The sequence below is a fragment of the Vibrio sp. YT-17 genome (genome assembly GCF_033337375.1).
GTDB lineage: Bacteria > Pseudomonadota > Gammaproteobacteria > Enterobacterales > Vibrionaceae > Vibrio > Vibrio alginolyticus.
On the sequence record NZ_JAWOQP010000016.1, the window covers coordinates 47,461 to 66,679 of the forward strand.

Genomic DNA, 19,219 nt, shown 5'->3' on the forward strand with positions numbered 1-19,219 from the left:
GACACACCATGTCAGAAGCAACTAACAGCGAAAGCAAAAAAATCGATCTAGCCAGCATTTCTCCAGAGCTACGTAAAGTTATCGAATTTGACGAAGTTCCAGAGCAAATGTTCGAAATGGTTACCTCTATCCATGAAGTGTCTGAAGAAGCGGTACGTGAATCATGGGACGAAATGCCAGCAAGTGCACAGAACATTCTAGACAACTTTGAACAGTTTCATGCTCTAGTTTCTGTAGGCCAAGCATTCGCTGGTATTAATGTGATGGAAGAGTTTCCGACTCTTAATCTGCCAGAAAACATGACAGATGAAGATAAAGAAGAATACCGTGCTCAACTACTTGATAATGTGCTTCACAACTGTGTGAAAGACATGGTTAAGCAACTTAAGAAAGCACGTCGTGACCCACTTCTTAAGCGTGAATTCAAAGAAGTATTCGCGAAGTAATTCCGACATTCTTCTAGTAACAAAGGCCGCACTTTGCGGCCTTTTTTGATCATGAAGCGTAAATCAGTCTAAACGGTTAATGAGGCGCTAGTGCCATATCTTTTTGTGTCACACTGACACCTTTAATTTGCGCAAAAACACGGCTACCAACTTTTAGGTTGAGATCGTCAAGGGCCCACGGTGTGATCGTTGCCCACAAATAACATTTCTCGTCTAGCTTGAGTGATACATTAATACTCTGTTTGTCATCGGCTGCGTTAAACACTTCGATGGAATCGACAATAGCAGGCAGAATATTTCGAATCGACGTCGCCTTGGGCTGCTCGAGCGTGATAGAAACGTCGTTGGCACGCACTTGCAAGCGTATTGGCGTGTCTGGTGTTCCGTCAATCTTTTGCACCCACAGGAATACATTAGGTGCAAGGTTGATACAAGTCAGTGCATAACGTTCATGATGTTCAGCAATCCGGCCTTCAAATAAGCTGCTTTGATCTGAGAAAGATTGCCATGGACGCATAGCATGAGAAGCCCACACTTCCTCAAGCTTACCTGAACTCGAAATTTTACCTTGGTCAATAATTGCAAGGTGCTGAGCAAGCCTTAAAATTTCCTGGAGACTGTGTGTGACATAGATAATAGGGATATTTACCTTCTCCGACAACTCCTCGAGAAAAGGCATTACCTCACGCTTTCTTGGCATATCGAGTGAGGCAAGTGGCTCATCCATCAAAAGCAAATTGGGCTTAGATAGCAATGCGCGCGCAATCGCAACACGTTGCTTTTCACCACCAGAAAGTGATACCGGAAAGCGCTTTAGTAACGGTTTGATAGACAAGAGTTCGGTGACTGCATCAAAATACTCGTCATCTTTTTCTTTAACGCCATATAACAAATTGCCTTGAACCGAATAGTGAGGAAACAAACGTGAATCCTGAAACACATAACCAATACCACGCTTGTGCGTTGGTAGGTTGATTCCCTGTTCACTGTCAAACAAAACATGCTCACCAACCGCAACATACCCTTGCCTTGGAGTGACCAATCCGCTGATGATGTTAATCAACGTCGTTTTACCTGCACCAGATCGTCCAAACAAGGCACTAATTCCGTTACAGGGTAACTTAAGTTTGATGTCGAAGTCAGTCTCACCAAGCATTTGTTTAAATTGGACTTTAATCGTCATTGCTTCGCACCCAATCTACTTGCCGCTTTACGATTTAGCCATTCCGAGATCATTAATGTAGACAAGGCTAACGCGATAGAAATGATACACAGACGAGCCGCCTGCATTTCTGCACCTGGCGTTTCAATAAAGTTGTACATTGCCAGCGGAATCGTTTGGGTCTCACCCGGAATGTTAGAGACGAAACTGATCGTCGCCCCGAATTCGCCAAGACTACGAGCAAATGACAGCATCGTGCCCGTAATAATTCCGGGAATGGTCAGTGGTAACGTGACGGTGAGAAACACTTTTAAAGGAGAAGCGCCTAACGTAGAGGCTGCGTGCTCCAATTTAGGGTCGACGCTATCTAAGCTTAAGCGTACTGAACGAACCATCAAAGGCAAAGCCACGACAATACAAGCGACTACTGCCCCTTTCCAATTAAAGCTAAATACTACCCCTAAGTTTTCATAGAGCCACTTTCCAAGGAACCCTTGTCGTCCTAAAGAAATCAACAATAAATAGCCGATTACCACTGGCGGCAATACCAGTGGTAAATGAATTAAGCTATCGAGAATCGATTTACCAAAGAACGTTTTTCGAGAAAGTAGCCAAGCAAGAAAAACGCCGAGAGGAATCAGCCAAAGTACTGCGTACGCGCCTACTTTGAGGCTTAACATTAAGGCTTGGTATTCCAGTTCTGTCACGCTTCGTTCCTATAATTGAAGGCCGGTTTATTGCTGAAAGCCATATTGAGCAAAAACGCGTGCGGCTTCGTCCGATTTTAGGTACTGGAAGAACTGCTCCGACTCAGTAGAATCATTCACAATTGCAGCCGGGTAAACAATAGCCGCATGCGTATCACTCGCAAATTCGCCGACAATTTTGACTTTATCAGTTAACTGAGCATCGGTTTTGTAGACCACACCTAAAGGCGCTTCTCCACGTTCAACCAACGCCAAAGCTAAGCGCACATTCTTTGCTGGTGCGACGTGAGTTTGAACCGCTTTCCATACACCCAGTGTAGTCAATGACTCTTTAGCGTACATACCAGCAGGTACTGACGTCGGATTGCCTAACGCAAGACGATTTCCATGCAATGCCTTCTCCCATGCCTTTGCATCAGAAAAGTTAAATGAGGTTAATTCTGAAGACTGAGGAGCAATTAACACTAAGCTATTGCGCACTAGATTTGTGACATTGTCACGATAAATGACGTCTTTATCGACCAAATAATCCATCCATTTCGTGTTCGCAGAAATGAGTACATCCGCTGGTGCGCCATTGATAATTTGTCGAGCGATAGAAGAAGAACCACCATAAACGGGAGTGATAGAAACGTCATACTTTTCTTCAAAGTTTTGCGCGATCTCGTTAATCGCATTCGTCATAGAAGAGGCTGCATACACTTTTAGGTTCGTTGCTGCGTTTGCTGAAAATGAAATGCTTAATACTACCGTAAGGCAAGCATACTGTTTCCATGCTTTCATAGAGATACTCCAATACAAGGCAAGCGAAAGAACAGGTTATTTAAATATAAAGTTCAATCAGTTAATGGGCTATTTAAACAAAAAATCAAGGCGCACATGTTGTTCTATCGCATCTGCGATGCGATTAATGCCTTGCTCCTTTAACTCTTCAAAGTCTTGTTGTTTGATTTGGGTGCCGTTTACCCATTCTGATACCAGGCTTAAGACATCTGCCTCGTCAAAGAACCCGTGAAGGTAGGTTCCCATGATTTGGCCACACTCGCTGATCGCCCCCTCCGCTTCACCGGAACTGAATGTAAGAGGTTGCAGGCCCCGTACTTCACTTCGCCCTACGTGGATTTCATAACCCTTTACATTGGCTGTTTTGCCGTTAAGAGAAAGCTGTGCTTGTGTGTTTGTAAGCTGTTTGCTGTTAGTTAGTGTCGTAGTGATATCAAGCAAGCCAAGTCCTTCTCTTTGACCTGGTTGGCCTTCGACGCCGTTTGGATCATCAATCAAGTTTCCAAGCATCTGGTAGCCGCCACAGATACCAATCACTTTTCCACCAAGACGAATATGACGCAAGATATCTTTATCCCACCCCTGGCTTCTTAGATAATCCAGATCGTCTCTCACTGATTTGGTCCCAGGCAAAATAACCAGGTCGGCTTTATCTATTTTTTCGCCTTTACCTACATAACGTAGATTGATGTCTGGATTCAATCGCAGCACATCAAAATCAGTATGATTACTAATCCGGGTTAAAACAGGCACAACAACATTCAGTTTTACCTCAGAGTGCAACTCTTGCTGCGCAGTGATCGCGTCTTCTGCTTCTAAATTCAAACCATGGAGAAAAGGAAGTACACCAAGTACAGGTTTACCTGTTTTTTCTTCTAGCCAATCGAGGCCCGATTGCAATAAACGAATATCACCTCGAAAACGGTTGATAACAAATCCTTTTACTCGCGCTTGTTCAGATTCAGAAAGTAGCGCAAGTGTTCCGTACAAATGTGCAAACACTCCACCACGATCAATATCAGCAACAATGATCACTGGTACATCAGCGGCCTCAGCAAAACCCATGTTTGCAATATCGCCTTCTCGTAAATTGATTTCAGCAGGACTCCCCGCGCCCTCGATAATGATCGAATCAAATTCTTGAGTCAGACGAGAGAAGGAATCTAACACCGTATCCATCGCCACTTTCTTGTAATCATGAAAGCCAGCCGCATCCATATTGGAAATCGCCTTACCCTGCAAAATGATCTGAGCACCTGTATCACTGTTAGGTTTAATTAAAACCGGATTCATATGTACAGTTGGCTCAATATTACACGCCTGTGCCTGAACGGCCTGTGCTCGACCTATTTCACCGCCATCTTTGGTTACCGCACTATTTAGTGCCATGTTTTGTGGCTTAAATGGGGCAACATTTATCCCTTTTCTTGCTAATACACGGCATAAACCTGCCACAAGGACACTTTTTCCGGCATCCGAAGTGGTGCCTTGAACCATTAAAGATGGGATCGCTGATTTCATGAACATTTGTAAGGAATAGAGGAAGATGAACAATCATAACGTCATCGTCCCCACTTACTCAAGCAAATGAATAGAATATGAATGTTGAAATCATCATTGGTTCAAACAAGCCCTGTTTTAATGAACCCATCAAAACAAACCGATGAGGATGTAACATGAAAAAGAATACAATTATCGCAACAATCGCCGCCTTAGTTATTGCTCCTTCTATCGCGTTCGCGAAAGATAACGCTCAAAACCAATCAAACTTGCAGTTTAACGGTCCTATCACTGTGGAAAAATTGGATGCCTTGCTAAACGACTCCAATATGTTTACTGAAAAAGATGTGGTCGTTGAAGGTAACTTATTGCGTCAAGTTCGCGCGGATAAGTTTGTCTTTAGCGATGGTTCCGGTGAAGTGATGGTCGAACTCGATGACGATATTCAGCTAAATACTCCGATTGATCACACGACTAAAGTCCGTCTGTTTGGCGAATTTGAAGGCGGGAACAAACCAGAGATTGAAGTCGAACAACTCGTGGTCATGTAAAACAAACCCCGATTGCTGTACATATCAACATGATGTAGTGACGATTACAGCTAAATAGTGACGGCAAGCACTTAAAATGATAGCTTTATCAATCTTGGTCTGCTTTTTGCAGACCAATTTTTTGTTCATTTTATTCATCTTGCCCGGAGACACCATGCTAGGTAAAGCTCTAAAGGTTGCAGCCTTTGGTTTGTGTGCTATTTTGCCACTTTCCGCACATGCAAATAATTTCAACTACAACACGATGGAATTTCGCATGGGCACTAGCCCTGGTACATTTGGTGGCGAGTTCAATACCTACTTTACAGAGAATACCCATTTCATTGCTCGCGCAGACAGTGAATTCAGCGGAGACTGGGACATTGCTGGCGGTATAGGCTTTAATGGGCCAGCAGGCCAATTTGCAGATATTTATGGCCAAATGTTGGTACACAACATTAAAGAGAACGGCAGTGATAAAGTCGGCGACGAGTGGCGCACGGAAGTGAATATTGGCACTCGTATTTGGTTTATGCAAAATGTTGAGCTACATGGCCGTATCGGCCAAATCATAGATAATGACGATTCGAATACCATTTACAATCTAGGCGCACGATTCCACTCAACTCAGCAACTATCGCTTGGTGCAGATTTTAAAAATAATGGTGTCTATGGCCAGCAAATTGTAATGTCTGCTCGTTTTGCATTTTAGTGGACATGACTATGACTACCAGGGCATCACAAGCAAGCATATGATTCAATAAAAATGGCCTCCAATTTTGGAGGCCATTTTTTTGCTAATCAAGAATTATTAGCTTGTAGCAGAAACTAGCTTTAATACATCAGTTTTTAGCGGTTTTTTTAGGTTTATCTTGCACATATTTTTTCGATACATCTACAACGGCAATATCTCTAAAAAAGCTTCGACCAAGCAAAATTGGAAACGTCATATGTCCGCGATCCGCTAACGTAAACTCTGTCTTTTCTTTGTGATCCCCAACGGTAATGTAGGCTTTTACCACCGCTCGTTTATCCACCTCTTCTGACGAAGACTGCTTAACTTTAGCCCAGCGCTCAACGGGTACTTTAAATTCTTTGGTGTCTTTGTCACCTAAATCTATCTTAAATTTAACCCAGTCTTTACCATCACGCTCAAACGGAACAATGTCAGTCGCACTAATTGATGATGTTGTCGCACCTGTATCGACTCTAGCCTTGAAAGTCTGGTCAATTTCAGGAACATAAACCCATTCTTCAGAACCAAGAATTAACATGCCATCGGGTGTTTTTGTGACCTTGACTGGCTTCTTAGGCTTTGGTTCCGGCTTTTTCTCAGGTTTCGCTTCTGGTTTGGGCTCCACCTCTGGCTTTGGATCTACATCAGGTTTCACTTCTGGCTCGACTTTAACGGGCTCTTCGACCTTTGGCGACTCTGGCTCAACAGGTTCCTGCGTCGTTTGAGTTGACGTACAAGCAATTAAACTGCCGCTCATCATAAGCGGCAGAATCAGTTTCCAGTTTTTCATCCACACTCCAATTAAGCTTGAGATACTTTCTTAATTGCGTCCGCTACGTATGGAATATGAGTTTCGGTAAGTCCGGCAATGTTAATTCGACCATCGCCAACACCATAAATGCCATAATCTTCACGCAGTTGCGCCATTTGGTTTCCACTAAAGCCTAGCACAGTAAACATGCCTTTGTGACCCTCAATGAAATCAAATTGATCTGTATTATGGTTGTTTCTCAACTCGTTACACAAACTTTGACGAAGGCTAACCAAACGATGTTGCATTTCACTCAATTCTTGCTTCCAAACGGAAGTGAGATTGTCATCTTGCAGAATGGTCTTAACTAAAGCTGCACCATGGTCGGGTGGCATCGTGTAAGTCGAGCGAGCTAGAGTGAGGAGTTTACCTTTTGCATTGGTTACATCATGCATGTTCTTACCAACCACAATCGCTGCACCAGTTCGTTCACGGTACAGACCAAAGTTCTTCGAACATGAAGTAGTAATCAACATCTCTTCAACGTTATCTGCCATAAAACGAAGGCCTTTTGCGTCTTCTTCTAGGCCATCACCGAAGCCTTGGTAAGCAATGTCCACAAATGGGATGAAACCGTTCTTCTGCGACAATTCTGTAATGGCTTGCCAAGCAGAGAAGTCAATATCCGCACCAGTTGGGTTGTGGCAACAACCATGAAGAAGTACCACATCTGAAGGCCCAGCTTTCGCAAGATCATCCATCATTTTTTCGGTGTCTACTTGTTTCGTTTCCGAAGAGAAATAGTGGTAGAACTTAACTTTAAGGCCTGCTGCTTCCATTACTGGCTTGTGGTTTACGTAGCTTGGGTTGGAAATCCAAACCGTCGTATCTGGCTGTGCGATCTTCATCAGATCACCGAGCATACGCAGCGCACCACTTGCACCTGGCGTTTGAATTGCTGCAACACGATCCATTGCAGACGTTCCCGTCAGCAGCAAATCGATCATGCTTTTATTAAATTCTTCGCAACCCGCAAGACCAACATAAGACTTGGTTTTTTGAGTTTCAACAACGACATCCTGCGCCATTTGAATGGCTTTCATAATCGGCGTTTCGCCTGCGCTGTTTTTGTATACGCCAATGCCAAGGTCAACCTTGTTTGGACGTTCATCGTTACGGTATGCAACGGATAGAGATAAAATAGGATCTAATACGGGAGTTGGGAGATTAGAAAACATGAAAGTCATAACCCTTTGAAATTCAAGTACCGAACCTCACGTTAACACCATCGCAAAAAATGACGAAATGATTTTTCACTTATTTCATCAATTAGAGAACAAAATTCTGGCTTACGGTGAGTTTTGTGCGCTCTATCGTTCAGAAAAAGAACGATTCACTCCTCGTCGTACCAATCCACTCTACCGTTTTTTCTAAACTCTCTTGGTGTCATGGTCGACCACGCTTTAAAACGTGTACTAAAGTTTGCGCTGGTCGGATATCCGACTATTTCTCCAATATGCTGAATTGGCCATTCTGTTGAACGAAGTAACCTAGCAGCATATTCCATGCGCATACGCGTTAAATGTGCCATTGGGCTTCGACCAAACTGCTTTTGAGTCAGTCGATGCAAATGAGGCTCCGAACATGGATATAGAGCCGCCACCTGCTCAACGCTCCAATCCTTATGGAGCTGACGTTGGACAAGGTCAAATACACGCCGAAGCCTCAATTGGCTGCGTGATATCGACTCTGAGGGCGGCATGTTTAACATCAGCTCTAACTGAGCCACACTATGCTCACCTACCGCACCACCATAATCGATTGGAAGGTGAATGCTGCGTAGTAGTGTTTGGATACATGCATACATCACTTCAGGTGTAGATGAAAGCTGATAGCGAACATCACATTCTAATATCGGCCACTCTCTATCAGGAGCAAGAAAAAGCCACGCGATCTGCCAAGGTTCTTCTTCTATACCAAAACCGTTTTCAACACCTGCGGGTACTGTAATCAACGAGCCCGGTTCCAAATCGTATCGATAAGTCCCACTCTCTAGCCACCCTTTACCACGCACCGTATAGAGCAGCATGTGTTTCTTTTGGTTTTTACGATAAACAGAGAAGAAGTCACGACAAGTGGCAATGCCGCACTGCACAATGCCTCTCTCCTCAAGTGCTAATACTCGACTGTGATCAATAAACTCTTGATAAGTTTTTTCTGAAATCGCGTAGCGTTCTTGTTTATCTTCCATGATTTATTGGCTCACATGTGCGTTAATAGAGAGTTTTACAAAGGTTTTGGATTCCTTTGAAAAATACACCGCCAAATCATGAGGATAAACTACTCGCATTAATCTTTAAGGAGAAATGCGATGCTCTTAACACGCGAATACATCGATAAAGTATTTTGGCAAAAACTGATTACGATTGGCCTACCTGTTTCACTTCAGTCCATGCTTTTTGCTTTGCTCGGCGTCGTGGATATTTTCATGGTAAGCCTACTCGGTGAATCTGCAACGGCAGCAGTTGGAGTTGGAAATCGTATCTTTTTCTTCAACCTAGCGGTTGTCTTTGGCCTATGCGGTGCAGTTACCGTACTTGCTTCTCAATACTACGGCTCAGGAAACCTAGCCGGAATTCGCAGAACGTTGGCGCAATCTTGGTTTATTTCCATTTTGGTGACGCTGCCGTTTATCGTTCTTTATGCGATTTTTGATGAAGAGATCGTCTCTTTTATGTCAGACGATCCTGAATACGTCACTTATGCACGTGATTATCTTGTGGTTACGGGCTTTAGCCTCATTGCTACGGCGATAGTAGTACCGATTGAAGCGGTATTGCGCTCCGTGGGCCAAACCAAACTGGCAACCAACGTTAGTATCTCCGCCATTGTCGTTAACGTCGCGCTTAATTATGTTTTGATTTTTGGTTTATTTGGTTTCCCTCAATGGGGCGTATTTGGTGCAGCCGTAGGTAGTTTTGTTTCTCGATTTTTCCAAACCGCCGTCTTGATTTATTTTTTCTACAAACGATATGCTTACCTAATTCCGACTAAGTTCGATTGGGTACAAGGCCGCTTAAAACAGTATCGAAAAAAGTACTTTAAGGTTTCTTTACCCATGTTGGTCCACGATGCGCTTTGGACTGGTGGATTGATCGTTTACAGCATCATCTATGGTCAATTGGGCGTTTCAGAACTGGCGATCATCTCATTCTTATCACCGATTGAAGGGGTACTGATTTCAACCTTTATGGGATTTGCGGTCGCTGCATCCGTTCTTCTTGGGAATGATATTGGTGCAAAACATTATGACCGAGTCGAGAAAACAGCGTGGTGGTATGTGTTAACCAGCGCAATCTTAGCCACCTTACTGTTTTTCCTAGTGTGGTTGAGCTCGCCCATGATTCATCACCTATTGGTACTGAGCCCGTTAACCGATGCAGACATGGCACTTAACGTATGTTTAGTCATGGCGCTAGGTATGATTTTGAGGGTGTTTAACATGGTTGGGATTGGCGGCGTACTAAAGAGTGGCGCTGATATTCGCTATAGCATTTTCATCGACACGTTCGGTCAGTGGGCTATTGGCATCCCCCTTACTTATTACACAGGCATGGTGTTAGGGCTGCCTTTGCATTTTGTCTTGATGTCTCTGCTCGCGGAAGAGTTAGTGAAAGGCGTACTGACGACTTACCGTATTCAATCTAAACGTTGGATAAATAATATGGTTGAAGATAACCAATCGGTGACAGCGTAACCAAAAAGACATTAACGAACTCACACCAAAAGGGCTCACCCGTTATGCACGCGTGAGCCCTTTTTATGTGCGGAGAATGCTTGATTAGATGTCCGTAAAGCGATGAATGATTTGGTTTGAACTGCCACGCCATTCGAGATTGAGGTCTTTCTTGTCTTGTTCAAACTTACCATCAATCAAAACATCGATGTATTGCACCACTTCCCTTTGCGCGTCATTCAGTTCCGTCAGCGTGTAGCCAGTCCAAACCCAAATGTCTTTACCTGGGCACTCCTCTCTCACCCTTTTCACTATCTTCAAAATATGAGGCACATTAGCAGGGTGAAGCGGATCTCCACCCGACAACGACAAGCCACGGCGTTTGATACGCGTGTCGTTTAAGTCAGCGATGATTTTGTCTTCCGCTTCTTGCGTGAAAAGTACACCAGAATCCAAACGTTGCGTCGACTGGTTATAACAGCCACGGCACTGATGCACACAACCCGACACAAACAGCGTACAGCGCGTACCCGGTCCGTTAACAACGTCAATTGGATAGTATTGGTGGTAATTCATAATGCGTCTCTGTGTTATCGCGAAAGAGAAAATCAACCTGTTTAAAGTTGATTTTCAAAGTGTAAAACGAGTGGTAGTTAACCTTACAGGTGTTTAACTCGGCGCTTCACTTCTTCTTGCTTACCGAAGTTAAACGGGCGTGCATCTGGGCTGCCTAGGTAGCCACAAACACGACGTGTCACTGACACTTTGGTTGAATCATGGTTGCCACAGCTTGGGCAAGTGAAGCCTTTACTTGTACAGTCAAACTCACCGTTGTAACCACACTCGTAACACTCATCAATTGGCGTGTTAGTTCCGTAGTAAGGCACTCGGGTGTAACTGTAGTCCCATACGTTTTCTAGTGCTTCAACGTTACGTTGCATGTTCGGGAACTCGCCGTAACAGATAAAGCCGCCGCTTGAGATTTCTGGGTAAGGCATCTCAAAGTCGATCTTGTCGTATGGGTTCACCTTCTTCTCAACATCTAGGTGGAAGCTGTTGGTGTAGTAACCTTTGTCTGTTACGCCTTCAATTACGCCGAACTCTTTCGCATCGATGCGGCAGAAACGGCTACATAGGTTTTCACTTGGCGTTGCATATAAGCTGAAACCATAACCTGTTTCGTCAGCCCATTGATTCACAGCATCTTTTAGATGCTTGATGATCGCGACCGCTTTTTCACGCAAAACAGCGTCATCATAAACGTGCGCTTCTGTACCGAATAGCGCGTTAATTGTCTCGTGTACACCGATGTAACCAAGAGAAATAGACGCACGACCGTTCTTGAAGATATCTGCGATTGAGTCGTCTGCTTTCAAGCGAACACCACATGCGCCTTCCATGTATAGGATTGGGGCCACACGTGCTTTCACGTTTTCAAGGCGAGAGATACGTGTCTCTAGTGCTTTACGAGCAAGACGTAGGCGGTCATTTAGAAGCTCGTAGAATTTCTCTTCGCTTCCGTTTGCACGGATAGCGATACGAGGAAGGTTCAAGCTCACGACGCCAAGGTTGTTACGACCTTCGTGAATCAGCTCACCGTTTTCTTCGTAAGTACCAAGGAAGCTACGGCAACCCATTGGGGTTTTGAATGAACCCGTTACTTCCACTACTTTGTCGTAGTTAAGAATGTCTGGGTACATACGCTTAGACGCACACTCAAGCGCAAGTTGCTTGATGTCGTAGTTTGGATCTTCTGATTTGTGGTTCAAGCCATCTTTGATGCCGAATACCAGTTTAGGGAATACCGCTGTTTTACGGTTCTTACCTAGACCTGCAATTCGGTTCTTCAGAATCGATTTCTGGATAAGGCGTGATGCCCAGCTAGTACCAAGACCAAAACCAAACGTAACGAATGGTGTTTGACCGTTCGCCGTGTGTAGCGTGTTTACTTCGTATTCTAGAGATTGGAACGCGTCGTAACACTCTTTCTCTGTGCGTGCTTTTGCGAACTCTTCTGGCTCAGCAATGTTCCACTCTTTTGCGATCTCTAGGTGTTTCTCGTAGCTTGTGATTACGTACGGCTCTAGAACTTCATCAATACGGTTGATGGTTGTACCGCCGTAAATGTGGCTCGCGACTTGAGCAATGATTTGTGCTGTTACCGCTGTTGCAGTCGAAATTGATTTTGGCGTATCAATCTCAGCGTTACCCATTTTAAAACCATGCGTCAGCATGCCTTTAAGATCGATAAGCATACAGTTAAACATTGGGAAGAACGGTGCGTAGTCTAAATCGTGGTAGTGAATGTCACCCACTTCGTGCGCTTGAACCACATCGCGAGGAAGGATGTGCGTCTTCGCGTAGTGTTTCGCTACGATACCAGCCAACAAGTCACGTTGAGTCGGAATTACTTTGCCGTCTTTGTTCGCGTTCTCGTTGATTAGATCCAGATTACTTTCTTCAATCAAACCTTCGATTTCGCGAGTTAGTGCACTTTGCTTCTCACGAGCGATGTCGCGATCGTGGCGATATTCAATGTAAGAACGCGCTAGGGCTTTGTAAGGACCTTGCATGAGTTCATTTTCGACTAAGTCTTGAATCTCATGGATGTGAACTTCATCGTGTTCTCTTAACTGTAACTCGACAGCAAGAGCCACATTAAGAGCATAAATAGCGACATCCTTATCTTTGTTTTCCGCTGCTGCTTCAACTGCTGCTTGGATACGATCCCTGTTGAACGGAGCTCTTGATCCGTCGCGTTTGATTACGATTGGTTTCACTTTGTTCTCCTTACCCGAGCATACTCACAGAGTTATCCACAAACACACTATATGGGGTTGTTTTTTATTCTGGCAACACAATATATTGTGGCGTATTTAACGAGAAGCACCACTCGAAAACATTGATTTTGATCAATAAAGATTGGCTAGCGAACAAGAAGAAATCGATCTTATTGGCGTTGATCTCAGTTGCGAAGAAAACCATGAAAATTGCAAAATTGGTACTAAATCTACTTGCTATTTTTGGAGGTCTTGTAGGATAAAGGATGGAAAGGAATACGCTAAAAGATAGGAGTGCAACAGGCCAAAATGCGATCACTTTTTGTTACGTTAATATTACTTTTTAGTTCTCTTTCATTTGCTCAAAACTCCATCAATCTAACCAGTTGGAACATAGAATGGTTATCTATAGATGGTGGAAAAGTGTCGAGAACACCACAAGATTTTGAAAAGCTGACCCACTATGTGGATAAAACACAAGCCGACATTTTTGCTTTTCAAGAAGTCGAAAGTGCTGCTGCCATCCAAAAAGCCGTTGGCAATGACTTCACTATTTATCTTTCCGATCGTTCAAACGCCTCCAACCGACACCTTCAGTTTAACGACACCAACCAATACACAGGCTTTGCCGTGCGCAATGGCGTAAGCGTATTAGACAAGCCAGACTTCTCTATCACACGAGGCAACAGCAAGCTTCGCTTCGCGAGCTACCTTGTTTTAAATCCAAACCAAGAAAACGAGACTCACCTACTCTCTGTACATCTGAAAGCGGGTTGCAGTGGCGCGTATCGTAATAACCGCGATTGTAAGATAGTGAAACAACAAGGACAGGCACTAGCTAAGTGGATAAAGGCGCGCGAGGACAACAAACAACATTATGTCGTGCTTGGCGACTTTAACCACAACTTGGGTTATCAAGGAGATTGGTTATGGGACGTGATATCGGACAATACTAGTGCAAAGCTAGTGACTAAAGACACTAAAGCGGAATGTAAAGTGCGTTCTAATCGTAATCCGAATAAAACCCACCAATTCCGCTCGGTGATAGACCACATTATTGTGAGTGGTGATTTAAAGGCGTCGTCTGGTGTTCAAACCGTTTTCAAAACACAAGATGTACTCGACTATAAACTGAGTGACCATTGCCCGGTTTCTACGACACTCACTTTTTAGCGTTTAAGTTCTCTGTTAACGTTGAGATACTCTTTTTTGCGTTGAAGAACTCTTTAGCCACGAACCATTCTTTTAGCGGTGAATGACCCAACCAACATTGCCGCTATAAAGAGCAGAACTTGTGTGTTGCCAGTAAAAAGGCTGGCAACCGCAGGACCAGGACACACACCCAGTAAGCCCCAACCAATACCAAACAGTGCTGCACCACCGACTAACTTTTTGTCTATCGTTTTAGAAGTCGGACAGACAACCTCATCACCAAACACAGATTCGCTTCTTGGCTTTATTAATAAAAGATAAGCAGGAACGAACACAACAAGTGCTCCGCCCATTACAAAGGCTAAGCTTGGATCCCATGCTCCAGTAATATCGAGAAAGCCAATCACTTTTGCCGGTTCAGCCATACCAGAGACCACCATACCAATACCAAAGAGCACACCAGAAAATGCAACAACGGACATTTGCTTAATACTTTTCATTACATGAGTTTTCATAACGGCACTATTCCTCACGATACTAGCAAGACGGTTAACATGGCTGTGGCCATAAAAGTACACGTCGCGACCACAGAACGGATTGAGAAACGCCCTATCCCACAAATACCATGGCCACTAGTACAACCATTGCCGATACGCGTACCAACACCGACTAACAAGCCAGCAACGATAACTAAAATAAGAGAACCGCTGTACTGATCTGGTACATGCCCGCCAAGAACATAAACAGCAAACAAGCCACCTAATACCATCGCAATTAAAAAAACAATTCGCCAAACGCGGTCTGCGCTCTCAACGGCACCGTTTAAGATCCCACTGATCCCAGCAGTCTTGCCAGTAAATAGCATCAGTGTTATCGCTGATACGCCAACTATTATGCCGCCCAAAAGCGACATCCAAGGAACTTCAAACATAGCATCCGCCAAACTAATTACTTACAGAAAACTTGCTTAAACGCTTCAACCAGCGGACCAACTCTTTCATCAGAAATTGAATAAAATACCTGCTGAGAAACCTTCCTAGCTTTAATGATGTCGTGCTTTCTCAATACGGTGAGATGTTGTGAAAAAGCAGATTGGCTTAATGATGAACCTTCAAACAGTTCACCGACCCCTTTCTCGCCTTCAATCAGCTTACACATCACGATTAGGCGCTCTGGATGAGCCATAATTTTAAGCAGCTCACTCGCTTCGGTCGCACTTTGTAGCATACTGTCGCCCATTCTTATGCCTCTTCATTACTACATTACATTTCATTAGATATTACTAATTAATATTATTAAGTCAATGCTAATGTAGATTAAATAACATTAGACTCAGCTAATTTATTTAAGTAAGGTGTAGGCGTTTTCGATCATTCAGCAGGAGAAATCCATGAGCAAAATCGTGATTATTGGTGGGGTTGCTGGAGGTGCATCTGCAGCAGCTCGCGCTCGTCGTTTAAGTGAAGATGCAGAAATCATTATGTTTGAACGCGGTCCATTTGTGTCATTTGCAAACTGTGGCTTACCCTATCACATTGGTGGTGATATCCAAGAGCGCAGCAAACTGCTTCTTCAAACGCCTGAGAGCTTTTTAGCGCGTTTCAATGTTGATGTCCGTGTGATGAACGAAGTGGTTTCTATTAACCGTCAAGACAAAACGGTTACGGTTAAGAATTTGCTTGATGGCTCGGAATACCAAGAGAGCTACGACTTTCTTCTACTCAGCCCTGGCGCAGGTCCAGTTGTGCCGCCTATTCCGGGTATTGATAACCCGTTAACGCACTCGCTGCGCAATATTCCAGATATGGATCGCATCATTAAAACGATCGAAACCAACAAAGTTGAACACGCTACGGTCGTTGGTGGTGGTTTTATCGGTTTGGAAATGATGGAAGCCTTCCACCAGCTAGGCATAAAAACCACATTAGTTGAAATGGCGGATCAAGTGATGACGCCCGTTGACCGTGAAATGGCTGGCTTCGCACATGCTGAAATTCGTGAGAAAGGCATCGACCTTAAACTTGGCGTCGCACTTGAGTCGGTGAAATTCGTACCTAACGAGCACGTGGCAAGTTTCGACTCTGGTGAGAGCGAAAAACACCAACATCTAGAAGGTGAATTGGAATTAACACTAAACAACGGTGAAAGACTCACCACCGATATTTTGATTATGGCAATTGGTGTTCGCCCCGAGACCAAATTAGCGAAAGAAGCTGGCTTAGAAATCGGCGCTCTTGGTGGTATTTATACCAATGAATACATGCAAACCAGCGATCCTTCGATCTACGCTGTCGGCGACGCGGTAGAAGAGAAAGACTTTGTGACTGGCGAGCAAACTCTAGTGCCACTTGCGGGCCCGGCAAACCGTCAAGGCCGAATTGCAGCAGACAACATGCTTGGCCGCCAAGAAACTTACCAAGGTACGCAAGGCACGGCGATCTGTAAGATTTTTGATTTAGCCGTCGCTTCTACTGGTAAAAACGAGAAACAGCTGAAACGTGAAAACATCGCTTATGAAAAAGTGTATGTGCATACAGCAAGTCACGCGAGTTACTACCCAGGTGCAGAAACCGTGTCATTCAAAATGCTGTTTGATCCAGTAACAGGTAAAATATTAGGTGCGCAAGCAGTAGGTAAAGACGGTGTTGATAAACGTATCGACGTAATGGCAGTTGCTCAGCGTGCTGGTATGACGGTAGAGCAACTGCAACACCTCGAGCTAACTTACGCGCCACCTTATGGCTCTGCTAAAGATGTAATTAACCAAGCGGCGTTTGTGGCAAATAACATCATCAAAGGCGATGCGACCGCGATTCATTATGATGAAATGGATTCACTGACAGAAGACCAACTGTTACTTGATGTTCGTAATCCTGGTGAATTGGAGTCCGTTGGTTATCTTGAAGGTGCAATTAATATTCCTGTCGATCAACTACGTCGTCGCATGCACGAACTTCCTAAAGACAAAGAGATCGTGATTTACTGTCAAGTTGGGTTACGCGGTAACGTAGCATACCGTCAGCTGGTCAACAATGGTTACAAAGCCCGCAACTTGATTGGTGGATACAGAACTCTCAAATTTGCTCGCTTATAACTTGATAATAAAAAAGAGAAAACCACGTGCTTGGTTTTCTCTTTTTTTGCAGGAAAGAAAGCGTAGATCATTCACCTTCAATTGCCAAACGGACTGCTGCTTGAGCATGGATAGAAGTGGTATCGAGTAGTGTAACATCGGTGTGACTTTGGTTTACAAGTAAGGCAATTTCAGTACACCCGAGAATCACAGCTTCAGCTCCCTGCTCTTTTAGTTTTTCAATAATTTGCAAGTATATCGTCCTTGACTCCTCTTTGATTTCACCTTGGCATAACTCTTTATAAATAATGTTATGTACTTTAGAGCGGTCGTCTTGATCGGGAATGATGACATCAAGCCCATAGAGGTCTGAAAGCCTTCCTTTATAAAAGTCTTGCTCCATTGTGAATTGAGTACCAAGGAGTCCGACCTTTTGAACCCCTTTCTCACGAAGTAACTCAGCAGTCGCGTCTGCGATATGTAGTATGGGGATATTAATACTGGCTTCAATTTGAGGCGCAACTTTGTGCATTGTGTTAGTACAAATAAGAATGAAGTCAGCGCCCCCTTTTTCTATTGAAGATGCAGCATCAGATAGAATGCTTGCCGTTTCTTCCCATTTACCTTGATGTTGAAGCTTCTCTATCTCTGAAAAATTCACGCTATACATACAAATTTTTGCAGAATTTAGGCCGCCTAACGCCTCTTTTACTCCTTCGTTGATCAATTTGTAATAGCTAAGCGTCGACTCCCAGCTCATACCACCTAGAAGGCCGATAGTTTTCATATAACTCTCCAATCGTTATACACCACCGTGTCAGGGGGGTTACAAACAAAATTAACCACTTAAATAAGAAGCATTCAAGCGTATTCACTATTGAGCATTGGGTAACACGAAAATAAAATCATTCCCACAGGGACCGCTACGCGATTCTCATATATCCTCGCAATATCGTTACCGCACTTCCAGAAAGTTTAACGTGCTCAGTGCTTAACAACTCTGTATGAACGACCCCACTTCTCTTAGAGGCTTGGAAGCCTTTCAGTTGCTTTTTGTTGAGCTTTTTAGCCCAGTAAACACATAAAGCACAATGTGCAGAGCCTGTAACTGGGTCCTCGTTAACACCCACCCAAGGCGCGAAGTATCGAGAGACAAAATCGGCGTCAGTGCTTGATTGAGCAGTGATGACGACGCCACGGCCTTTTTGTTTAAGCAGCGCACCAAAATCAGGGTCGAGCTGTTCAAGCACAAATTCATCATTAATGACGACCAACTGCTTATTATCAAACTGACCGTAGGCGACTACATTGGCGGCATCTAGCCCCAAACCATGAAGTAAGTCTTTGTTAATACTCGCTCTCATATCTAAAGTTGGCGCAGGAAACACCAAATGAATTTCTTCATGATCGAGTTGTGCAGTTAAAACCCCAGATAGCGTAACGAACTCAATCGTATCTCCAGTATTATATAACCCCTGCTCTTTCAGAACGTGCGCCGTTGCAAGTGTGCCGTGTCCACACAAAGCAACTTCCGTCCTCGGTGTAAACCAACGAAGTTGCATTGTATTGAGTGACAGAAATGCCGTTTCAGATAACGACATCTCGGCCGCGATGGCCAACATCGTTTCCTCATCAAGGCTTGACTCTGTGATACAAACACCCGCGGGATTACCTTTGAAAACCTCTGATGTAAACGAGTCAACCTGAAAAATTTTAACTTCCACGAAATATCCTTAAGTTCTATCAAACACGTAATTCTGTATCACGTGATTTTTAATATCTGTTGTTTGAGCGAAAAAAACCTATGAAATTTTCTACCAACCTTATAGGTCTTGTTGGAAGCGCTAACAAACAGGAGAATGT

20 protein-coding genes are annotated in these 19,219 nt (G+C 44.0%); 6 read left to right on the top strand and 14 right to left on the bottom strand.

The features are described 5' to 3' along the window. The first annotated feature begins 8 nt into the window (after positions 1–8). A complete protein-coding gene (locus R7F67_RS15930) occupies positions 9–446 on the top strand; it encodes a DUF3069 domain-containing protein (RefSeq protein WP_005376232.1) in 438 nt (145 codons plus the stop codon). A gap of 76 nt (positions 447–522) precedes the next feature. Here R7F67_RS15930 and modC read toward each other — a convergent pair whose 3' ends face one another. From modC to R7F67_RS15950, 4 genes are all read right to left on the bottom strand, one after another. Next, on the bottom strand, positions 523–1,629 hold the full coding sequence (gene modC / locus R7F67_RS15935) for a molybdenum ABC transporter ATP-binding protein ModC (RefSeq protein ID WP_054575980.1): 1,107 nt from the start codon (positions 1,627–1,629) through the stop codon (positions 523–525). Continuing rightward, positions 1,626–2,315: a molybdate ABC transporter permease subunit gene (gene modB / locus R7F67_RS15940; RefSeq protein ID WP_064376841.1), complete on the bottom strand. Its 690-nt coding sequence runs from the start codon at positions 2,313–2,315 to the stop codon at positions 1,626–1,628. The genes modC and modB overlap by 4 nt, the downstream gene beginning before the upstream one ends. 27 nt (positions 2,316–2,342) lie before the next feature. After that, complete coding sequence (gene modA, locus R7F67_RS15945) at positions 2,343–3,098, bottom strand: molybdate ABC transporter substrate-binding protein (RefSeq protein ID WP_258475399.1); 756 nt, start codon at positions 3,096–3,098, stop codon at positions 2,343–2,345. Positions 3,099–3,167: 69 nt separating this feature from the next. Continuing rightward, entirely contained in the window at positions 3,168–4,619 is a 1,452-nt protein-coding gene (locus R7F67_RS15950) for a cobyric acid synthase (RefSeq protein WP_017820165.1), read from the bottom strand. A 155-nt stretch (positions 4,620–4,774) separates the two neighbouring features. Here R7F67_RS15950 and R7F67_RS15955 point away from each other — a divergent pair, with 155 nt between their 5' ends. Both R7F67_RS15955 and R7F67_RS15960 read left to right on the top strand, forming a co-directional pair. Continuing rightward, entirely contained in the window at positions 4,775–5,149 is a 375-nt protein-coding gene (locus tag R7F67_RS15955; RefSeq protein ID WP_318057269.1) for a NirD/YgiW/YdeI family stress tolerance protein, read from the top strand. A gap of 154 nt (positions 5,150–5,303) precedes the next feature. Beyond that, positions 5,304–5,840: a hypothetical protein gene (locus R7F67_RS15960; protein WP_017634623.1), complete on the top strand. Its 537-nt coding sequence runs from the start codon at positions 5,304–5,306 to the stop codon at positions 5,838–5,840. 130 nt (positions 5,841–5,970) lie between these two features. On the opposite strand, the gene R7F67_RS15965 is transcribed toward R7F67_RS15960, so the two are convergent. The 3 genes from R7F67_RS15965 to R7F67_RS15975 form a co-directional block, all read right to left on the bottom strand. Continuing rightward, positions 5,971–6,654 (bottom strand): ATP-dependent zinc protease, encoded by a 684-nt coding sequence (locus R7F67_RS15965; protein WP_005388032.1) that lies wholly within the window; start codon positions 6,652–6,654, stop codon positions 5,971–5,973. A gap of 11 nt (positions 6,655–6,665) precedes the next feature. After that, complete coding sequence (locus R7F67_RS15970; RefSeq protein ID WP_047101084.1) at positions 6,666–7,853, bottom strand: aromatic amino acid transaminase; 1,188 nt, start codon at positions 7,851–7,853, stop codon at positions 6,666–6,668. Positions 7,854–8,008: 155 nt separating this feature from the next. Continuing rightward, positions 8,009–8,866, bottom strand: coding sequence for an AraC family transcriptional regulator (locus tag R7F67_RS15975; RefSeq protein WP_005388028.1), 858 nt, complete (start codon positions 8,864–8,866; stop codon positions 8,009–8,011). A gap of 120 nt (positions 8,867–8,986) precedes the next feature. On the opposite strand from R7F67_RS15975, the gene R7F67_RS15980 reads away from it, so the two are divergent. Next, positions 8,987–10,372 (top strand): MATE family efflux transporter, encoded by a 1,386-nt coding sequence (locus R7F67_RS15980; protein ID WP_213877351.1) that lies wholly within the window; start codon positions 8,987–8,989, stop codon positions 10,370–10,372. Positions 10,373–10,456: 84 nt separating this feature from the next. Here R7F67_RS15980 and nrdG read toward each other — a convergent pair whose 3' ends face one another. Then, complete coding sequence (gene nrdG / locus R7F67_RS15985; RefSeq protein ID WP_005376213.1) at positions 10,457–10,927, bottom strand: anaerobic ribonucleoside-triphosphate reductase-activating protein; 471 nt, start codon at positions 10,925–10,927, stop codon at positions 10,457–10,459. A gap of 83 nt (positions 10,928–11,010) precedes the next feature. Beyond that, positions 11,011–13,131: an anaerobic ribonucleoside-triphosphate reductase gene (nrdD, locus tag R7F67_RS15990; protein WP_005388026.1), complete on the bottom strand. Its 2,121-nt coding sequence runs from the start codon at positions 13,129–13,131 to the stop codon at positions 11,011–11,013. A gap of 309 nt (positions 13,132–13,440) precedes the next feature. On the opposite strand from nrdD, the gene R7F67_RS15995 reads away from it, so the two are divergent. Further along, positions 13,441–14,304 (top strand): endonuclease/exonuclease/phosphatase family protein, encoded by an 864-nt coding sequence (locus R7F67_RS15995; protein WP_213903776.1) that lies wholly within the window; start codon positions 13,441–13,443, stop codon positions 14,302–14,304. Between the two features lie 53 nt (positions 14,305–14,357). On the opposite strand, the gene R7F67_RS16000 is transcribed toward R7F67_RS15995, so the two are convergent. The 3 genes from R7F67_RS16000 to R7F67_RS16010 are packed head-to-tail and all read right to left on the bottom strand — an operon-like array spanning position 14,358 to position 15,522. Beyond that, complete coding sequence (locus tag R7F67_RS16000) at positions 14,358–14,798, bottom strand: YeeE/YedE family protein (RefSeq protein WP_213903775.1); 441 nt, start codon at positions 14,796–14,798, stop codon at positions 14,358–14,360. A 14-nt stretch (positions 14,799–14,812) separates the two neighbouring features. Next, complete coding sequence (locus R7F67_RS16005; RefSeq protein ID WP_254901900.1) at positions 14,813–15,226, bottom strand: YeeE/YedE family protein; 414 nt, start codon at positions 15,224–15,226, stop codon at positions 14,813–14,815. 5 nt (positions 15,227–15,231) lie between these two features. Further along, positions 15,232–15,522, bottom strand: coding sequence for an ArsR/SmtB family transcription factor (locus R7F67_RS16010; RefSeq protein ID WP_005376206.1), 291 nt, complete (start codon positions 15,520–15,522; stop codon positions 15,232–15,234). Between the two features lie 151 nt (positions 15,523–15,673). Here R7F67_RS16010 and R7F67_RS16015 point away from each other — a divergent pair, with 151 nt between their 5' ends. After that, positions 15,674–17,377, top strand: a complete 1,704-nt coding sequence (locus R7F67_RS16015; protein WP_154204409.1) for an FAD-dependent oxidoreductase — start codon at positions 15,674–15,676, stop codon at positions 17,375–17,377. 67 nt (positions 17,378–17,444) lie between these two features. On the opposite strand, the gene R7F67_RS16020 is transcribed toward R7F67_RS16015, so the two are convergent. Continuing rightward, the gene (locus tag R7F67_RS16020) at positions 17,445–18,143 is read right to left on the bottom strand and encodes an aspartate/glutamate racemase family protein (protein ID WP_176311566.1); all 699 of its coding nucleotides are present in this window, start codon (positions 18,141–18,143) and stop codon (positions 17,445–17,447) included. A 136-nt stretch (positions 18,144–18,279) separates the two neighbouring features. After that, complete coding sequence (locus R7F67_RS16025) at positions 18,280–19,080, bottom strand: PhzF family phenazine biosynthesis isomerase (protein ID WP_318057270.1); 801 nt, start codon at positions 19,078–19,080, stop codon at positions 18,280–18,282. Positions 19,081–19,219: the final 139 nt, after the last annotated feature.

What these genes read in the sequence shown, in the direction of transcription:
- R7F67_RS15930 (WP_005376232.1), top strand. Translation starts at nt 9, where the DNA reads ATGTCAGAAGCAACTAACAGCGAAAGCAAAAAAATCGATCTAGCCAGC.
- modC (WP_054575980.1), bottom strand. Translation starts at nt 1,629, where the DNA reads ATGACGATTAAAGTCCAATTTAAACAAATGCTTGGTGAGACTGACTTC.
- modA (WP_258475399.1), bottom strand. Translation starts at nt 3,098, where the DNA reads ATGAAAGCATGGAAACAGTATGCTTGCCTTACGGTAGTATTAAGCATT.
- R7F67_RS15950 (WP_017820165.1), bottom strand. Translation starts at nt 4,619, where the DNA reads ATGAAATCAGCGATCCCATCTTTAATGGTTCAAGGCACCACTTCGGAT.
- R7F67_RS15955 (WP_318057269.1), top strand. Translation starts at nt 4,775, where the DNA reads ATGAAAAAGAATACAATTATCGCAACAATCGCCGCCTTAGTTATTGCT.
- R7F67_RS15960 (WP_017634623.1), top strand. Translation starts at nt 5,304, where the DNA reads ATGCTAGGTAAAGCTCTAAAGGTTGCAGCCTTTGGTTTGTGTGCTATT.
- R7F67_RS15965 (WP_005388032.1), bottom strand. Translation starts at nt 6,654, where the DNA reads ATGAAAAACTGGAAACTGATTCTGCCGCTTATGATGAGCGGCAGTTTA.
- R7F67_RS15970 (WP_047101084.1), bottom strand. Translation starts at nt 7,853, where the DNA reads ATGTTTTCTAATCTCCCAACTCCCGTATTAGATCCTATTTTATCTCTA.
- R7F67_RS15975 (WP_005388028.1), bottom strand. Translation starts at nt 8,866, where the DNA reads ATGGAAGATAAACAAGAACGCTACGCGATTTCAGAAAAAACTTATCAA.
- R7F67_RS15980 (WP_213877351.1), top strand. Translation starts at nt 8,987, where the DNA reads ATGCTCTTAACACGCGAATACATCGATAAAGTATTTTGGCAAAAACTG.
- nrdG (WP_005376213.1), bottom strand. Translation starts at nt 10,927, where the DNA reads ATGAATTACCACCAATACTATCCAATTGACGTTGTTAACGGACCGGGT.
- R7F67_RS15995 (WP_213903776.1), top strand. Translation starts at nt 13,441, where the DNA reads ATGCGATCACTTTTTGTTACGTTAATATTACTTTTTAGTTCTCTTTCA.
- R7F67_RS16000 (WP_213903775.1), bottom strand. Translation starts at nt 14,798, where the DNA reads ATGAAAACTCATGTAATGAAAAGTATTAAGCAAATGTCCGTTGTTGCA.
- R7F67_RS16010 (WP_005376206.1), bottom strand. Translation starts at nt 15,522, where the DNA reads ATGGGCGACAGTATGCTACAAAGTGCGACCGAAGCGAGTGAGCTGCTT.
- R7F67_RS16015 (WP_154204409.1), top strand. Translation starts at nt 15,674, where the DNA reads ATGAGCAAAATCGTGATTATTGGTGGGGTTGCTGGAGGTGCATCTGCA.
- R7F67_RS16020 (WP_176311566.1), bottom strand. Translation starts at nt 18,143, where the DNA reads ATGAAAACTATCGGCCTTCTAGGTGGTATGAGCTGGGAGTCGACGCTT.